Genomic DNA, 15898 nt, shown 5'->3' with positions numbered 1-15898 from the left:
TCAGTTGTCCTTCGTTGCGTTGCGGGCGATAGAAAGTCCCGTTTCCAGAAGCGTTTCTGACTGGCTCTGGTCTGAAGCCTCCACATAGCATCGCAGCTCCGGTGCGTTACCGGAAGCGCGATAATGGATTGCATTGCCTGAATGGAAGAAGAGTTTCACACCGTCAATCATTTCGGAGCGGATAACCGGATCATCCATCTGAAACAGTTCGTTTCGTGTCATCTCATTTTTGAGCAGGGACAAGAACGCAAGGCTTTTGTCCTGCGGGATATTCTGAAGCCTGTCGCTGAGCGCAAAACGGAAATGGAAGCCTAGCGCGATTTCAGACAGCGGCTTGCCGAGTTCCTTGATGGAACCGAGGCTGCCGAGAATTGGCAGCAACGCATCACGGGTCGACAGCGCGGTCAGTACACGTTCATCCCGGCTGATATCCGTGCCGAGCAACACGCCGCCATTGGCCTCAAAGCCGATAACCGCCGATGTGCCGCCCGCGATAGCCTGCGCCATGCCCTCGATGACATAGGGGGAGCCCACACGGGTTCTGATGACGCGGTCGAAATGCTCTTCAAGAGCGGAATTGGACGTAACCGGCGTCACTATCGTCTTGACGCCAAGCCAGGTCGCGGTAACCGCGCCCACAAGATCGCCACGTATGAAGTACCCCTTCTCATCCGCGATCAGCGGGCGGTCGGCATCTCCATCGGTAGAAACAATGGCGTCGAAGTGACTTTCCTTCGCCCAATGACTGAGAAGCTCGACGTCCTCGGAGCGCAGGGCTTCCGTGTCGACGGGTACGAACACATCGGACCGCCCCAGCGGTACTGCGTCCGCTCCGAGCTCCGTTAAAATGCGGACGATGAGATCACGCGCTACTGACGAGTGCTGATAGATGCCGACACGCAGACCTTTAAGGCTTTCAGGCCCCAGAAATCCGACATAGCGCTTCACATAGCTGTCGATAGCAGCGCTACTATGGGGTGCATCATGCAAATGACGAAAGGCAAGATTTCCAGGCAGAGTGGCATAGACGGTACTGATGGCAATCTCGTCGTTCTTATCGATCTCTCCATCGCGCCGATAGAATTTGAGCCCATTGCGATCATCGGGAATATGGCTTCCGGTGACCATGATGCTCGGTGCCCGCTGTGAGATCGCATAATGGCTCAATGCCGGGGTCGGCAATACGCCGCAATCCACCGGCTGAAATCCTGCATCCTCGATCGCTGCCATGCACAGCGCTGCAATGCTCGGGCTGGACGGGCGCAGATCACGACCGACAAACGCCTTGTCGCCTCGCCGCAGCTTTCCGGCTTCAAACAGCATTCCGATGAAAGCAAGAGAATAGGCATAAGCGGGTAAACCATTCAGTTCATCCGCTAATCCCCTGAGACCGCTGGTGCCAAATTTAAGGGATGTGCCGCTCATGCTTTCCGCCAGATCTTTTCCAATGTCGAAGAGATCGCGCCCGCAAGCGCCCCCCGCTTAAAAGTTTTGTCATCTTATAACGTGAGTCTGAGAAGTATCATCCCCACAATGGTGCAATCATATGCACCTTATTGCTGGTGATAATCCTTATACGCAGGCAATTTCAAATCCTTAACGCAGTCTGCGTTAACAATTGCTGACAAGTTTGACACAGCGTCGATGTCCCAGTGAAATTCTCATCGTTGTCAATGAGTGATATTTCACAGTTGCCAACTAAATCATAAGTTTGCGCTAAATTCGCACCCGGTCAAAGATCGGATCGACGCGCCTGCCGACGACAAATTTTTGTTCGCAGCGGCAATGCGGGTCCCTCAACAATTTCGGGCGATTCCGCTTGAGTGCAACCGAGCAGCAACGGTATTAATTGCGTCAGGCCAATACTCTTGGTAATTATCCTCAAATTTTGAGGTTGAGTCTTATGATTTACAAAAACATTCAAGGACTTCGCGCAATTGCGGCATTGATGGTTGTCGTTGCCCATATGTTTTGGCCTTTAGAGCCATTGCGAATGCATTGGATTGTTCCGTACGTAGACTCGATTGGGCCCGCTGGCGTGGACCTTTTCTTCGTAATTTCTGGCTTCGTTGTTTATCTCTCTGCCGACCGGCTGGGTAAAAAAGCCCAAAAAAATGGGAGATTTTCTTCCTTCAGAGAATTCTCAATCAAACGAATATTCCGAATCTATCCAGTTTATTGGGTAGCGTTCGGCGTGGCTACACTGTTGATGACCAAGGTTGAACTTGCCCCTGACTGGATGGCACAAAAGCCCTGGTGGAAATTGATGTTGCTCATTGATCAGCCCAACAATCGCATTCAAGCGGCATGGACGCTTCAGTTTGAAATGTACTTCTATGCGATTTGCGCGCTCGCCATCCTTCTGTTCCCTCGAAAGATACTACTGGTTCTGGGGGCATGGCTCGCAGCAATTTTAGGTGCATGGTTTGCTGCTTATTGGGGCTACACGGCGACATTCTCAGTTTGGATGACGCCGATGGTCCTGGAGTTTGCGTTCGGTATTATCGTTGCTCGATTGGCAATGCGTAATTATTCTGAATTCGCCGTATCTTCGTTGGCAATTGGCTTCTGTGGGCTCCTTCTAGGCGCAGTGATATTCCGTAAAAGCGGAGGCTGGTGGGATCTGCCCGCTATGTGGCGCGTACTGTGCTTCGGCCTTCCAAGTGGATTTATCGTATACGGTTTTATGGCGGTCGAGCAGCGCAAAATGTGGACATTTTCGCCCGCTTGGATTGCTCTGGGAGACTCTTCGTACTCACTGTATCTGTGGCATCAACTCCTTTTTGCAGTAATGGCATCGTGGTATGTCAGTACGGGGATTGTAAACCATGTTCCACTTGAGGTTTTGGCACTGTCATTTGTTATAATTGCCATTGCTGTGGGCTTCATCAGCTACCATTACATAGAAAATTTCTTCAATAAGCAGCCTTTTGTTGTCCGCTTAGCAAAAGGGCCCATCAAAAAACCTATAACTATAACACCAGCAACTTGATTGTGTGTCGCTACTTGATAGGGTAAGCGCTGCACAGTCCGCGTCTGGCAAGAGTTGGGCCGCGGCTCTGTTCGTCTGGATTCGGACATAGGCTTGGTATGAATGTCAGCGTTCGCTGTGGAGCACATCTGTCTCAGGGTGTAGATTTATAAGCAGTTGCACCAACTACGGACAGCGATCAGTTTGATTGCTGCGAGGACGTTCGCAGGATTCTTATCATGACTGGTGGCGATGCCACGGGACTGTTTGATGCTGTGAAAGAAGCGCTCGATAAAGTTTCTTTGGTTATAGACCCACGGCGAGAACGAGAACACAACTTTTCAGTTGAGTTGGGCGGAATAGCTGCCCATGCCTGCCGCTTTTTGGCTTTCTTCCTGATACCATCGGTATTGTAAGCTTTGTCCGCAAGCAGTGTGCTACCTTCCTTGAAGCATCCTTGAGATCCTCGGCCTGAGAGTAGTTAGCAACTTGTCCGCCCGTCAGGCTAAGAATGATCGGACGGCTTTCAGAGTCAACAATTACGTGGATTTTGCTTGCGAGACAGCCACAGGTGCTGTCGGTCACTACGATGTCTCCGTCATAAGCCTGAGATGAGGCTTCCAGCAGCCGATCGCAGAACCGACACCCGCGAACAAACCGGCTGTAGCAGGTCGTTGCAACACCATAGCGTTGAGAGATTTCGGACCACAACGAGCCAAAGCGGAAGCGCCACAGAATACCATTGAGAACCATGCGATCATCACCCCGGAGAACACCACCTGGTTTTCACGGCAATAGAGGTGAAATAATCGACCAGTCTTGTTCTGTCAGTTCAAAACGGCGACGCGACGTCCCAGAACCAGGGGAGTACGTCCCGCCTTGGTCGACCTGTTTCTCTTCCTGAGACATGGCAATAAGCTGCTGCATTACCCGCAGCTCAAAGAATTCCGACCGCAACACGAATCTGTTTGATTAAAGACAGGCGTTGCGGGGTTCCCTTTTTTTTCAATTCCGAAACAATGTCCTCCAGATGTCCTTCATCGCCAGTATCGCGGAGATTGTTCTCAATTTCCTCAATTGAAAATTGCAGCCGGTAGACAAGGTCTCGCTTCATGATAGGGCACCCTAAGAATCTCCGGTACAGAAATGCTCCTGTATGGACTTGAGATCTCAAGGTGACTTTTTTTGTGATCGCTTGAGGAATCTCTTGCAGAGGAATGGTTTGCAAATCCGATTCATTGAAACGAATTCTCTGGGGCAAGAGATTATTCAGCTCATTAATTTGGTCTTTTCCAATGTTTGATACTGGCGCAATAAGATCTTTGGGCTGAAAGATGATTTCTATCTGCTTAGACAAGGGGACCATAACTTGTGACAACCCGATTTCACCCTGCTGGATCGCCCAGAGGCGCGAATTCACGGGAATGTAGTCCTGCCAGAAGCGTTGAAATGCGTCGTTTTTGAATAGAGCGCCACTCACCGAGAAGCAGAAAGACTGAATGTGGTATTTGTGTTCCCAATTCTCAAATGTTCCACAGATATCTGCTTGTGATCTAGCTAGTCTTTCGAAGACTCTCTCCAGATTTTCTTTAAAATAATAAACGCTATCATTCATATATATTACACGTGACGGAGGCTCTTTCATGGTACTGGCAAGATACAAAGTCGCATCTCTGTATCCACCGATATCCAAGCCTGTATTGTCACGAATTAGTACGAGATGGGACCGTTCTTTGAGATAGGCAAGTCGCTCGTCTGCCAAGTCATGATTCACGACAATAACAGGATTTATGGCAGCCGCGTTCAATGCATCGAGCGCATTTTCAATATACCAGGGAAAATGATCGGGCTGCCATATCAGGAAAATTGCGTAGGCACCGTTCTCGTGGTTTTGAGCGCCTGCATGTTTGGAAAGAATGGATAGCTTTCGAAGCGAATGGCGCGTTAGATAGGCTGCGGCGACCTTGGTGTCGTGATAAGCAAGCTTAACGGCACGTTTCGCAGTTATAAATGCAGCACGCTTGAGGGACCACAATATATCCATCTGCTATCTGATCCCTTTTTCTTATGGCTTACGACATACTGTATTTCAATGAAGGATACGCAGCTTTAAAAAAACTTCACACCATGAGATAGGAAAAACAACACTGCCGATCGTCCGAATTGTTTAATATGCCACCAGCCCTTCTGTGCAGCATTTCCGCCGCTATGAACGATTTCAACAGCTGGGACGTATGCTATTCGCGATTCTTGTCGTGTGCGTATCGAAATGTCGAAATCTTCGAAATAGAGCATATACCGCTCATCGAAGCCTTTTAATGCGCGAAACGTCTCGCCACGGAAAAACATGAAGCAACCACTTACGATAGGGGGATCCCAATAGGTAGTATGGTTTGTTTCGTCGCGCATTTCATAATGAGCAAGCCGGTTCTGAAACAGATTGCGCATAAAACGGGGTGCAAAACCTCTGAGAAAAAGGTCAAAAACGCTAGGGTACTGTTTGCATAAATATTGTTTTTTTCCGTCAGGATAAGTTGCGGATGGAGTGAGGAGCCCGCATTCTGAATGTGCATGCATAAAGCCGATGGCAGCTTTTAAAGCAAGTGGATGCATCTCGACGTCGGGATTGAGAACCAAATGAAAGTCACCGACACCTTCTGCTAAAGTAGAATTATTGGCTCGCGCAAAGCCAACATTACCTTGTCCGTGTATAATTTTCGTAGAAAGATCAGCAATTATCGGATGGAAGTTGACGTCTATAGATGCTGCGGAGGAATTATCTACAATTAAAATATTGAGAGATACATCTTGATCAACGTTATGCGCAGCTTCTTGAAGGCTGGACAATGTTTTATACAGTTCCTCCTTATCCGGATTATAAATTACAATACAGACTGTAAGGATTTTCTTCATAGCCGTCCAAATATTTTCTATAACTAGAGCTAATCAAGTCGTCCCATACGATTGCGAAGACCGTGGCTTATACCAAGTGACATCATTTGCAGATGTTTTAGTCTTGGCCGGGTTATCAGGCTGTAAAAGATAAACTTCCTCAACAACCGATAGGCATCGACTATCTTCCATTCGGTACGCAGCCAGCCTTGTTTGTATAACCAGATGGCGTTCCTGAAATGATAGTAGTGTCGTAATGGACTATGTACTGGGATATTGCGCCCGAGGAACTTTAGGGGAGCATCCCCCAGCTGGTGCTTCATAAGCGCCGCGCATACTCCAAAGGACTGAAAGCCTTTCTGCTGCGCCCGGAGCCCCCATTCGATATCCACATAGTCAATGAACAGTTCTTCCTGCATTGGCCCTACCTGGTCGATTGTATCCATTGGTATCAGGCACCCCGAGGAAATGAGGTAGTCTACCTCGACCACTTGGTTTGCAGCAGAGCAAGACTGCCTCTGCAATCTGTAGTTTTTGATTCGAATAAACGGTACCGGGTTCTGCTGTCGGGGGTCGTCATAGCGCGGTCCGGCGCAAGCGACAGCAATCCCGGTCGCACGTTTCTCTTCAATAGCGCTTTTTAGCTTCTCGACCATATCAGGTTTCGGAATACTGTCTTGGTCTAGAATAAGGACATACTGAGCGCCAAAAGCCTTTGCTTGTGCGATTCCCACATTTTGGGCTTTCGCAATGCCAAGGTTTTCACCGAGCGATATATACTGAATATTTTTTCCTAGGGTGGAAAGCCATGTAGCTAACTCACTCTCGTTACCGTTATTGACCACGATAAGATGATTCAATTGAGGCCGTACGGCTTCGATAAGCTCCTCAAGGATAACTAAATCAGCGCGATACGTGACAATTACACCGCTGACCTGATGAGGCGAGGAGGCCATCGATCTTTCATCGTTGGGGTACGGCATAATGAACAGTCCATTCGCGGCGACTTCGCGCCGCTTTTCGTGAGATTGGCTAGGGCCTATTCGAAAATAATGATTGCCGCAAGTTTTCCTGGCGGAATGGTCGCCAAAAGCTGGCCATAATGTTAAAGCAGGTCAGCAGATGGACATAGTGCTTTTAAGGAGCTCCGATGAAGGGAATCATTCTCGCTGGTGGTAGTGGCACGCGTCTCTATCCACTTACGATTGCTGTTTCAAAGCAAATACTTCCTATCTATGATAAACCCATGATCTATTATCCGCTGAGTGTGTTGATGCTGGCGGGAATTCAAGATATTTTGTTGATATCAACACCTCATGACTTGCCGCTTTTCCAAAAACTGCTTGGAGATGGTACGGAGTACGGCCTAAACCTCTCTTATGCTGAGCAACCTCATCCCAATGGTCTGGCTGAAGCATTCATCATCGGTCGTGATTTCATCGGCACGGACAGCGTTGCGATGATTCTGGGTGACAATATTTACTTTGGTGATGGACTGCCTCGGCTTTGTCAGCTTACGTCTCAGATGCAAAAGGGCGGTACGGTTTTTGCATATCATGTCGATGATCCAGAGCGGTATGGCGTCGTCGAATTTGATAAAAAGACAGGTATGGCAATTTCCATTGAGGAAAAGCCCAAAATAGCCAAATCAAACTGGGCAGTTACAGGCCTCTATTTTTATGACAATGATGTCGTCGATATCGCATCTTCGATAAAGCCGTCTGAACGGGGTGAACTGGAAATTACCACGGTCAACAATATCTATCTTGAACGCGGTCAGCTTAGTGTTCGTCAATTAGGTCGTGGCTATGCATGGCTGGATACTGGGACGCACGATAGCCTTCACGAAGCGTCGTCTTTTGTTCGAACAATTGAAAAGCGACAGGGAATAAAGATTGCATGCCCGGAGGAAATCGGCTTGGAAAAGGGCTGGATTACTGGTGATGCAGTTCTTGAAAGGGCTGCAAAGCTCGGCAAGACAGAATATGCAGCTTACTTACGTCGGCGGGTCGAAGAGATAGGGAATAAATAAATGGAAGTGCGTTCGTTAGGCCTTGATGGAGTATTTGAAATCATCCCGCGTAAGTTCAGCGATGATAGAGGCTTCTTCTCCGAAACGTATAACTCCGCTGCCTTGGAAGATGCAGGAATTAACCTGCAATTCGTGCAGGATAACCAGTCTTATTCCGCTGCAAAGGGCGTTTTGCGCGGGCTTCATTATCAGACAGCACCTCGTGCGCAGGATAAGCTTGTGCGCGTAATCAGAGGCGCAATTATTGATGTTGCTGTTGATATCAGAAAAAGCTCTCCCACTTTTGGTAAATGGGTGTCTCTTGAGGTTTCCGCAGAAAAGTGGAATCAGATTCTAGTGCCAAAAGGCTTTGCGCACGGCTTCGTGACACTAACTGAAGGCACCGAGGTTATCTACAAGGTGACTGATTATTACTCGCCAGAGCATGACAGATCTATTCGATTTGACGATCCAGCTATCGGTATCAAATGGCCAGTTTTTGAGTCTGAATTGCAATTGTCCGAAAAAGACCGCAAAGCATCGAATTTTGCTGACGCAGACGTTTTTGAGTGAAGGGAAAAAGTAAGTGAACATTCTGGTTACAGGTGGGGCTGGCTTTATCGGTTCCGCTGTCTGTCGTTATCTGGCAGCTACTCCCGAAAACAACGTCGTCAATTTCGACAAGCTGACCTATGCCGGCAATTTGGCCTCATTGCGCCAAATCGAAAACCATCCGAATTACAGCTTCCTTCAGGCTGATATTTGCGATGACACAGGCGTTCTTGAAGCCTTGCGCGCTAACGAAATCGACGTAGTCATGCATTTGGCTGCGGAAAGCCACGTCGACCGCTCAATCGATGGTCCGGGGGCTTTCATTGAGACGAATATCGTTGGAACTTTCCGTCTGCTTAATGCGGCACTCGCTTATTGGCGTGAGCTGCCGGAGCCGCGTAAATCAGCCTTCCGCTTTCACCATATTTCGACCGATGAAGTGTTTGGCGACCTGCCTTTCGATAGCGGCATCTTTACCGAGGAAACATCATATCAGCCGTCGTCCCCATATTCGGCTTCGAAGGCAGCGTCCGATCATCTGGTGCGTGCCTGGCACGAGACCTATGGATTGCCGGTGGTTCTCTCAAACTGCTCGAACAACTATGGGCCGTTCCACTTCCCTGAAAAGCTGATACCGCTTGTTATTCTTAACGCGCTGGATGAAAAGCCGTTGCCGATATATGGGGCAGGAGCGAATGTACGTGACTGGCTTTATGTCGAGGATCATGCGCGTGCACTGGCGCTGGTCGCAACCACGGGCAAACTGGGTGAAAGCTATAATATTGGCGGGCGTGCTGAACGCACCAATTTGAATGTGGTGGAAACGATCTGCGCCATTCTTGATAAGAAACGACCTCGTGCAAACGGCAAAAGCTATGCCGACCTGATCACCTTCGTGACAGATCGTCCTGGTCATGATCGTCGCTACGCGATTGACGCCTCGAAGATCGAGCGTGACTTGGGCTGGAAACCGCAAGAAACTTTTGAGACGGGTCTTGAGAAAACTATTCAATGGTACCTTGATAATGGCTGGTGGTGGGAGCCGATCCGCAGTGACACATATGCGGGCGAACGGCTGGGAGACGGCGCCGTGACAATGAATAAGAGTGCTGTATGAAGGTCCTAGTTACAGGACGAGAAGGGCAGATTGCGCGCAGCCTCACGAGGAGTGCTGCAACGCGATCGGATATAGAGTTGATTGCACTGGGGCGACCGGATTTGGATCTAGCGCAACCCGATACAGTTATGAGAACCATTTCTCGGATAAACCCTGACGTTGTGATTTCAGCAGCAGCCTATACAGCGGTAGATAACGCAGAAGTTGAGAGCGATATCGCTTACCGGGTGAATGCCATTGGAGCAGAAGCGGTTTCTCGCGCTGCTGCTGCCTGTGGTGCGCCAATTATTCACTGGTCAACGGATTATGTATTCGATGGAGCTTTAGAGCGCTCTTATACGGAAGAGGATGCAACAAATCCTCGTAATGTATATGGAAAAACAAAGCTTGAGGGCGAACTTCGAGTTGCATCCGAAAATAACATGCATGTAATTCTTAGAACTTCTTCAGTTTATAGTCCATATGGAACAAATTTCGTAAAAACTATGCTGAATATTGCCGAAACGAAGGACCAGGTTTCTGTTGTATCAGATCAATGGGTGAATCCAAGTAGTGCTTTTGACCTAGCTGACGGAGCGCTGCGTGTCGTGAATTCTATCTGTTCTCGCGCAGGCTTTTCCAGTTATGGTATTTTTCATTTAGTCGGTACGAACGGCACGAACTGGAGCAGTTTTGCAAACAAAATTTTTTCAGAAAGCCAAAAATACAATGGCCCGTCGGCAAAAGTCGTTCCAATTACATCAAATGAGTACCCAACGAAGGCAAAACGTCCAGCTAACTCGCGACTAGACACTGAAAAATTTACTTCTGTATTTGGCTGGACTATGCCGCATTGGGAGTCATCCCTTCAATCTGTTGTGAGAAGTATACTGAAAGGATCGGGGGACGGCAGTTAGAGCCCTTATCCTCACTTTGAGCAAACTCACCCCTGCCCGCGAAACCTTCTTCGGGCGGGTTTATTTTCATCAGTTGAGGTCGGCATTATCTCGAACGCAGTCGAAGAACAGATTGCATATAAAATGCTGCCATTATAAGCGTAATATCGTACTGTCGGGCATATAGGGTATTGGGCGATAATGACTAAGCGGCTTGCGATCGCGTTTTTCTATGATGAAAATCATATTGTTGACGATTACATGATCTATCTAATGCGGCATCTGAAGCCGTTCGTGGATCATACCATTTTTGTTTCAAATGGCCCTCTTTCCAAGGACTCTGAGCTTGCCTTGAAGGAAGTCAGCGAAGAGGTAATCCTTCGCAAGAATGAGGGCTTTGACGTATGGGCCTACAAGGCCGGACTTGAGCATATTGGTTACGACAGGCTCAAAGAATATGATGAAGTCCTCCTATATAATCATACCTTCTACGGCCCTATTTTCCCATTCTCTGAAATGTTCGGAGAGATGGAACGGCGCCCCGATGATTTTTGGGGCATTTCATCTCATGGAAAGCTTGATCCAAATCCTTTTACCGGATCGGGAGTATTGCCGGAGCACATTAACTCCCATTTTATTGCAGTACGACAACCCCTTTTGGGATCGCAGATTTTCCGCGAATACTGGGAAACGATGGGTAGAATTGATACGTACGATGAGTCCGTACTCAAACACGAATCTCGTTTCACCGCGTATTTTTCCAAGTATGGATATAAGTGGAGCACTTATGTTGATCTCCGCAATTATGATACTCCTTACCCAGTATTTCTCAATATAACTAAGTCACTGGAGAACAGAAGCCCAATTCTCAAGCGGAGACTGTTCTTTCATGATCCATTATTTCTGGATCATCATGCAGTTGATGTACCTAACGCAATTAAGTTTATTGAAAATAATACTGATTATGATGTCAGTCTTATTTGGAAGAATATCGTTCGCGGGGCAGAACCGCGTATCCTAAATACTAACGCTGGGTTGACAAAAATTTTACCCGACTATCCAGTAGCTGGGCGACCGGCTCCTGAACAGATCAAAATAGCTCTATGCGCTCACATTTATTACGTGGAGATGACAAATGAGTTATTAGATGCAGCCGATAATTTGCCATTTCGTTACGATTTCATCGCCACTACGGACAGCAATGACAAGAAACAACAGATCGAACGTATTGCTTCTGAACGAACGTCGCTAGGGAACATCATTGTACGTGTTGTTGAGCAGAATCGTGGGAGAGATATGTCCTCTCTGTTCATTACCTGTCGCGATTTATTTCTTGATGATCGATACGATCTGGTTTTACGCTTACATACAAAGAAATCTCCACAAGTTGCTGCAGAGCACAGTTCGGTATTTAAACGTCATCTTGTAGAAAACCTTGTTGGGTCATCATATTACGCTGAGAGCATTATTCACCATTTTCAAGAAAACAAGCATCTTGGATTAGCTTTCCCGCCTGTTATTCATTTTTCTTACCCAACACTTGGAAAAGCTTGGTTCAAGAATAAAAATAAAGTACAGGGCTTATGCGAAGAAATGGGGATTCGCGTCAAGATTGATGAAGAGACTCCTGTCGCGCCTTACGGTACGATGTTTTGGTTCCGCCCTGCAGCGCTCCGAAAGCTCTTCAACTATGAATGGCAGTGGTCTGATTTTAATGAAGAGCCAAATCATGTTGATGGCGGGCTGGCGCACGCTCTAGAGCGGCTAATTGGTTATGTAGCGATGGATGCTGCTTATACCGTTCACCACGTCATGACACCCTCCCAAGCCGCCAAGAACTACGGATATCTCGAATACAAATACCAGAAAATAGTATCTCTCACTCCAGACCATTATACATACTATTTGGCGGAAGTGCTAAGGTATTGGAAGTTGAATAACCACCCGTTGGATCGATACGAATACACTAATATTAGTATAAGAAAAAGTATTACTATGCTTTTTGGAGCCATTAAGAGGTCGATCCAGTTTCGTACTGGACGTCTAAAATCTAAGGTTACTATCGTAAAGATTCCGAAAGTGAAGAAATCACGTGATGTAACTGGCACTGGAGTAAAGTAGTTCGGAATAGAGCCTAAATTTTCAGTATGCACTGAGTTGTAATTTCCCCAGCAAAATGCGAGTGCAAGCGTCGCCGTGACCTGAACCCTGAACTTCCTCCAGATTGCGGTAGAGTCTGTTAACATCAGGATACGGACGAATGAAGCGTTCACGGTTCATGGAATAACAGATCAACGGGCTATTGAAGGGGCATGAGGCAGGCGCGAAGACAGTCGATGTATACCGTAAGCACGGCATCTCGGATGCAACCTTCTACAAATACAACAAAACGAAGTATGGGGGCATGGCCGTGTCCGATGCGCGCAAGCTGAAGGCGCTTGAGGACGAGAACGCCAAGCTGAAGAAGCTCTTAGACGAAGCCATACCGGACAATGCGATCCTGAAGGATATAGCTTCAAAAAAAGGGACGCCCGATGTTAAGTGGGATGCGGTGGTTCACATCTGCGCGCAAGCACGGGGTGAGCCAGCGTCGAGCGTGCGAGGTTTTATCGGTGGATCGGTCGAGCACGCGATATCGTAGCGTGCGCTCTGGCGATGCGGCCATTTGGGGGGGCGAAGAAGACGGTGGGGTCGGAGCGTCGTCGCTTCGGCTATCACCGTATCCGCTTGATGATCGACCGTAAGCGGGTAGGCTACCCCACGTATCTTTCGTCGGTGTGATGGGCGATTTTCTGCATGAATCATGCGGAGAATCCTATGAGCGACACTGTGAATCAGGCCCGGACATTCGAGGTTTTGACGGCGGAACCCGTGCGAAGCCGACGGCGGCCGCGTGACTGGTCGGATGACGAGAAGGCGCGGATTGTGGCTGCGTCGTTGCAGCCCGGGGCCAACGTCTCGGCGGTTGCACGGTCTGAAGGTCTGGATCCCTCGCAGCTTTATGGATGGCGTCGTAAGGCGCTTGCGTCTGGTGTTGTTTCACCAGTAACAGCGGGAACGGCCAGTCCGGCCAGATTTGCACGTGTTGAAACGACGTGTAGCGCTTCGATCGATATTGTTGTCGCCGATATGGTAGTTCGCGTCGGTTCAGCCTTCGATCCGGATCACCTGGTGAAGGTTCTGAGGGCGGCTCGCAAGGCATGATTTCCAGCGGTGTGGTTGTTTATGTGTCCTGTCAGCCCGTCGACTTCCGCAAGGGAGCCGCTTCCCTGATGGCAGTTGTCCGTGATGGCGGTCTCGACCCTTTCAATGGCGCGCTTTATGTCTTCCGGTCAAAACGTGCCGACCGGGTCCGGATTGTGTGGTGGGATGGAAGCGGCGTTTGCCTTTATTCGAAAACGCTTGAGGACCGTGGCTTTTGCTGGCCGGGCCTGTCAGTTGCGAGGATACGTCTGGACCATTCTCAGCTCATGGCTTTGTTGGCCGGAATGGACTGGAAAAAGATCCGCCCGAACAGGACAAGACGCCCTTTGCTGACGGGGTGATAGCGCCTGCGGCAAGATGATTCATGAAGAGGTGGCTCGGTTTGTCTGAACAGTTTCGGGCGTTTCGCTAAGTGGATTTCCGCCTCGATTATGCCGCCACCATCATTGGTGCCAGCGCGTTGAAGTAGGCCTGATCCGGTGTCTGCCGGTCAAGGGATGAATGTGGGCGTCGGCTATTGTAAAAGGTCAGATAGCGGCCGATGCCAGCGCGGGCCTCGGACACTGTTTTATAGGCGTGGAGGTAGACTTCCTCGTATTTGATCGAACGCCAGAGCCGCTCGACGAAGACGTTGTCTCGCCACGCACCCTTGCCATCCATCGAGATGGCGATTTCCGCCTTCTTCAGCACCGTCGTGAAGTCCATCGAGGTGAACTGCGAGCCCTGATCGGTATTGAATATGTCGGGTCTGCCATAACGGGCCAGCGCTTCCTCGACTGCTTCGATGCAGAAGGCTGCCTCCATCGTGATCGACAGTCGCCACGACAGAACCTTCCGGCTGAACCAGTCCACAACGGCGCAGAGATAGACAAATCCGCGAGCCATCGGAACATAGGTCAGGTCCATCGCCCAAACCTGATTGGGTCTGGTAACCGCCAGCTTGCGCAGGAGGTAGGGATAGATTTTGTGCCCAGGTGCCGGTTTCGACGTGTTCGGGCGACGGTAGATCGCCTCGATGCCCATCTTCTTCATCAGCGTGGCGACGTGCAGTCGACCGGTTTGTAACCCTTCTCCCCTCAAGAGCCCTTGCAACATCCGGCTTCCGGCAAACGGGTATTCGAGATGCAACTCGTCGATCCGGCGCATCAGAGCCAGATCGCCGTCAGACACCGGACGCGGCGAATAATAGACACTGCCACGGCTGAAGCCGAGAAGCTTCGCCTGACGCACGACGGACAGCTTGTGCTCGCGGTCGATCATTTCTTTCCGCTCAGCAATCCCGCCTTGCCGAGCGCTCCGGCTAAAAAATCATTCTCCAGCGTCAGCTCCCCGATCTTGGCGTGCAGCGTTTTGACATCGACGGTTGGACCCGTCGGTTCCGCCTTCGCTTCATCGCCGAAAACGCCTGTCGCCCCCTCAAGGAGCTGGTCTTTCCATTGCTTGATCTGGTTGGCGTGCACGTCAAACTGTTGGGACAGTTCCACCAGCGTCTGCTCGCCTCGAATGGCGGCGAGCGCCACTTTTGCCTTGAAAGCCGGGCTATGGTTCCGGCGCGGTCGTCTCGTCATGGTATCTCCTGTTCACGGCATCTAAGCCGAAGTCAGGCAGAAATTCCACTTATCCCCCCTGTTCAAATTTCCCGAGCCAGCTCTCTACAACCTCATCGCTCACCAACTGACGGCGCCCGGCCGATATGCTCCGATGTTCATGCGCACGGATGATGAGGAAGTCCTGCCTGGCGATTGGGCCGATGGGTTCTATGGCGCCATCAAACTGAACCTGGCAGCTTGGGCGCCCCTCATGGCCGAGAAACAGACTGGCGAACCCATCATGGCCATATTGATGCAAGCCACGGAGCCAGATCTGCTCGAAATGGTCTCAGCGGTGTACCCGAAACCGCCCGAGGCCATCCTTAAAGATGCATGGCGGGCCATCCCAACCGCCGTCGAAACCATCTACGCGCACTGCAAACCAATGCGCTTCAATCCCGGCGCTCCAGCAAACGACATCTCGTAGGACAGAGATCCCCCAAAGGCGTCTCGTCAAGCGTCAAGCTAAATCCGTGTGGGGTGTTCGCAGCGGATACGATGCAAAACGACTTTGTCGAAAGCTTTAACGGCAGCTTCCGTGACGAGTGCCTCAACCAGGCGCTGTCTCGTCGCTTGCTCAAGCCTGCGCAGCCATTACCGCGTGAAAGGAGGATTACAACAGGAACAGACCCACCCACCGCTAGGCAATATCACCCCGGCGAGCTCGCAGTGAAAATGGCTACGGAA

14 protein-coding genes and 2 pseudogenes are annotated in these 15898 nt (G+C 49.6%); 10 read left to right on the top strand and 6 right to left on the bottom strand.

What is annotated here, in order from left to right; all coding sequences use genetic code 11:
• Complete coding sequence (locus CQZ93_RS03035; protein WP_105541272.1) at nt 1–1425, bottom strand: phosphomannomutase; 1425 nt, start codon at nt 1423–1425, stop codon at nt 1–3.
• Nucleotides 1426–1903: 478 nt separating this feature from the next.
• Here CQZ93_RS03035 and CQZ93_RS03030 point away from each other — a divergent pair, with 478 nt between their 5' ends.
• Entirely contained in the window at nt 1904–2992 is a 1089-nt protein-coding gene (locus CQZ93_RS03030) for an acyltransferase family protein (protein ID WP_105541271.1), read from the top strand.
• A gap of 146 nt (nt 2993–3138) precedes the next feature.
• On the opposite strand, the pseudogene CQZ93_RS03025 reads toward CQZ93_RS03030, so the two are convergent.
• The 4 genes and pseudogenes from CQZ93_RS03025 to CQZ93_RS03010 form a co-directional block, all read right to left on the bottom strand.
• Nucleotides 3139–3880, bottom strand: a pseudogene (locus CQZ93_RS03025) (transposase).
• A gap of 28 nt (nt 3881–3908) precedes the next feature.
• On the bottom strand, nt 3909–5015 hold the full coding sequence (locus tag CQZ93_RS03020; RefSeq protein WP_105541270.1) for a rhamnan synthesis F family protein: 1107 nt from the start codon (nt 5013–5015) through the stop codon (nt 3909–3911).
• 65 nt (nt 5016–5080) lie between these two features.
• A complete protein-coding gene (locus tag CQZ93_RS03015; RefSeq protein WP_181153296.1) occupies nt 5081–5884 on the bottom strand; it encodes a glycosyltransferase in 804 nt (267 codons plus the stop codon).
• A 29-nt stretch (nt 5885–5913) separates the two neighbouring features.
• The gene (locus CQZ93_RS03010) at nt 5914–6819 is read right to left on the bottom strand and encodes a glycosyltransferase family 2 protein (RefSeq protein WP_286151919.1); all 906 of its coding nucleotides are present in this window, start codon (nt 6817–6819) and stop codon (nt 5914–5916) included.
• A gap of 194 nt (nt 6820–7013) precedes the next feature.
• On the opposite strand from CQZ93_RS03010, the gene rfbA reads away from it, so the two are divergent.
• The 8 genes from rfbA (at nt 7014) to tnpB (ending at nt 13963) form a co-directional block, all read left to right on the top strand.
• Nucleotides 7014–7895 carry a glucose-1-phosphate thymidylyltransferase RfbA gene (gene rfbA / locus CQZ93_RS03005; RefSeq protein WP_105541268.1) on the top strand — a complete coding sequence of 294 codons (882 nt, stop codon included), beginning with the start codon at nt 7014–7016 and terminating at the stop codon, nt 7893–7895.
• On the top strand, nt 7896–8447 hold the full coding sequence (gene rfbC, locus CQZ93_RS03000) for a dTDP-4-dehydrorhamnose 3,5-epimerase (protein WP_105541267.1): 552 nt from the start codon (nt 7896–7898) through the stop codon (nt 8445–8447). It begins immediately after the preceding gene.
• Between the two features lie 13 nt (nt 8448–8460).
• Nucleotides 8461–9543, top strand: coding sequence for a dTDP-glucose 4,6-dehydratase (gene rfbB, locus CQZ93_RS02995; protein ID WP_105541266.1), 1083 nt, complete (start codon nt 8461–8463; stop codon nt 9541–9543).
• A complete protein-coding gene (rfbD, locus tag CQZ93_RS02990; protein ID WP_105541265.1) occupies nt 9540–10439 on the top strand; it encodes a dTDP-4-dehydrorhamnose reductase in 900 nt (299 codons plus the stop codon). The genes rfbB and rfbD overlap by 4 nt, the downstream gene beginning before the upstream one ends.
• Nucleotides 10440–10619: 180 nt before the next feature.
• Nucleotides 10620–12539, top strand: coding sequence for a rhamnan synthesis F family protein (locus tag CQZ93_RS02985; RefSeq protein ID WP_105541264.1), 1920 nt, complete (start codon nt 10620–10622; stop codon nt 12537–12539).
• A gap of 169 nt (nt 12540–12708) precedes the next feature.
• Nucleotides 12709–13059, top strand: coding sequence for a transposase (locus tag CQZ93_RS02980; RefSeq protein WP_105541263.1), 351 nt, complete (start codon nt 12709–12711; stop codon nt 13057–13059).
• Nucleotides 13060–13235: 176 nt separating this feature from the next.
• On the top strand, nt 13236–13622 hold the full coding sequence (locus CQZ93_RS02975; RefSeq protein ID WP_105541262.1) for a transposase: 387 nt from the start codon (nt 13236–13238) through the stop codon (nt 13620–13622).
• On the top strand, nt 13619–13963 hold the full coding sequence (tnpB, locus tag CQZ93_RS02970; RefSeq protein ID WP_100649048.1) for an IS66 family insertion sequence element accessory protein TnpB: 345 nt from the start codon (nt 13619–13621) through the stop codon (nt 13961–13963). The genes CQZ93_RS02975 and tnpB overlap by 4 nt, the downstream gene beginning before the upstream one ends.
• A gap of 88 nt (nt 13964–14051) precedes the next feature.
• On the opposite strand, the gene CQZ93_RS02960 is transcribed toward tnpB, so the two are convergent.
• A protein-coding gene (locus CQZ93_RS02960; RefSeq protein WP_105541261.1) for an IS3 family transposase occupies nt 14052–15190 on the bottom strand; the annotation gives its coding sequence in 2 pieces (ribosomal slippage) (nt 14052–14923 and nt 14923–15190; 1140 coding nt in all).
• Between the two features lie 85 nt (nt 15191–15275).
• Between CQZ93_RS02960 and CQZ93_RS02950 the strand changes: the two are divergent.
• A pseudogene (locus CQZ93_RS02950) lies at nt 15276–15638 on the top strand (UPF0149 family protein); the annotation flags it as partial.
• Between the last annotated feature and the right edge of the window lie 260 nt (nt 15639–15898).

This window comes from Ochrobactrum vermis, assembly GCF_002975205.1.
In the GTDB taxonomy this organism is placed as follows: domain Bacteria; phylum Pseudomonadota; class Alphaproteobacteria; order Rhizobiales; family Rhizobiaceae; genus Brucella; species Brucella vermis.
The sequence above is the reverse complement of the archived record's forward strand: the minus strand, read 5'-3'. Positions and strand labels throughout refer to the sequence as shown.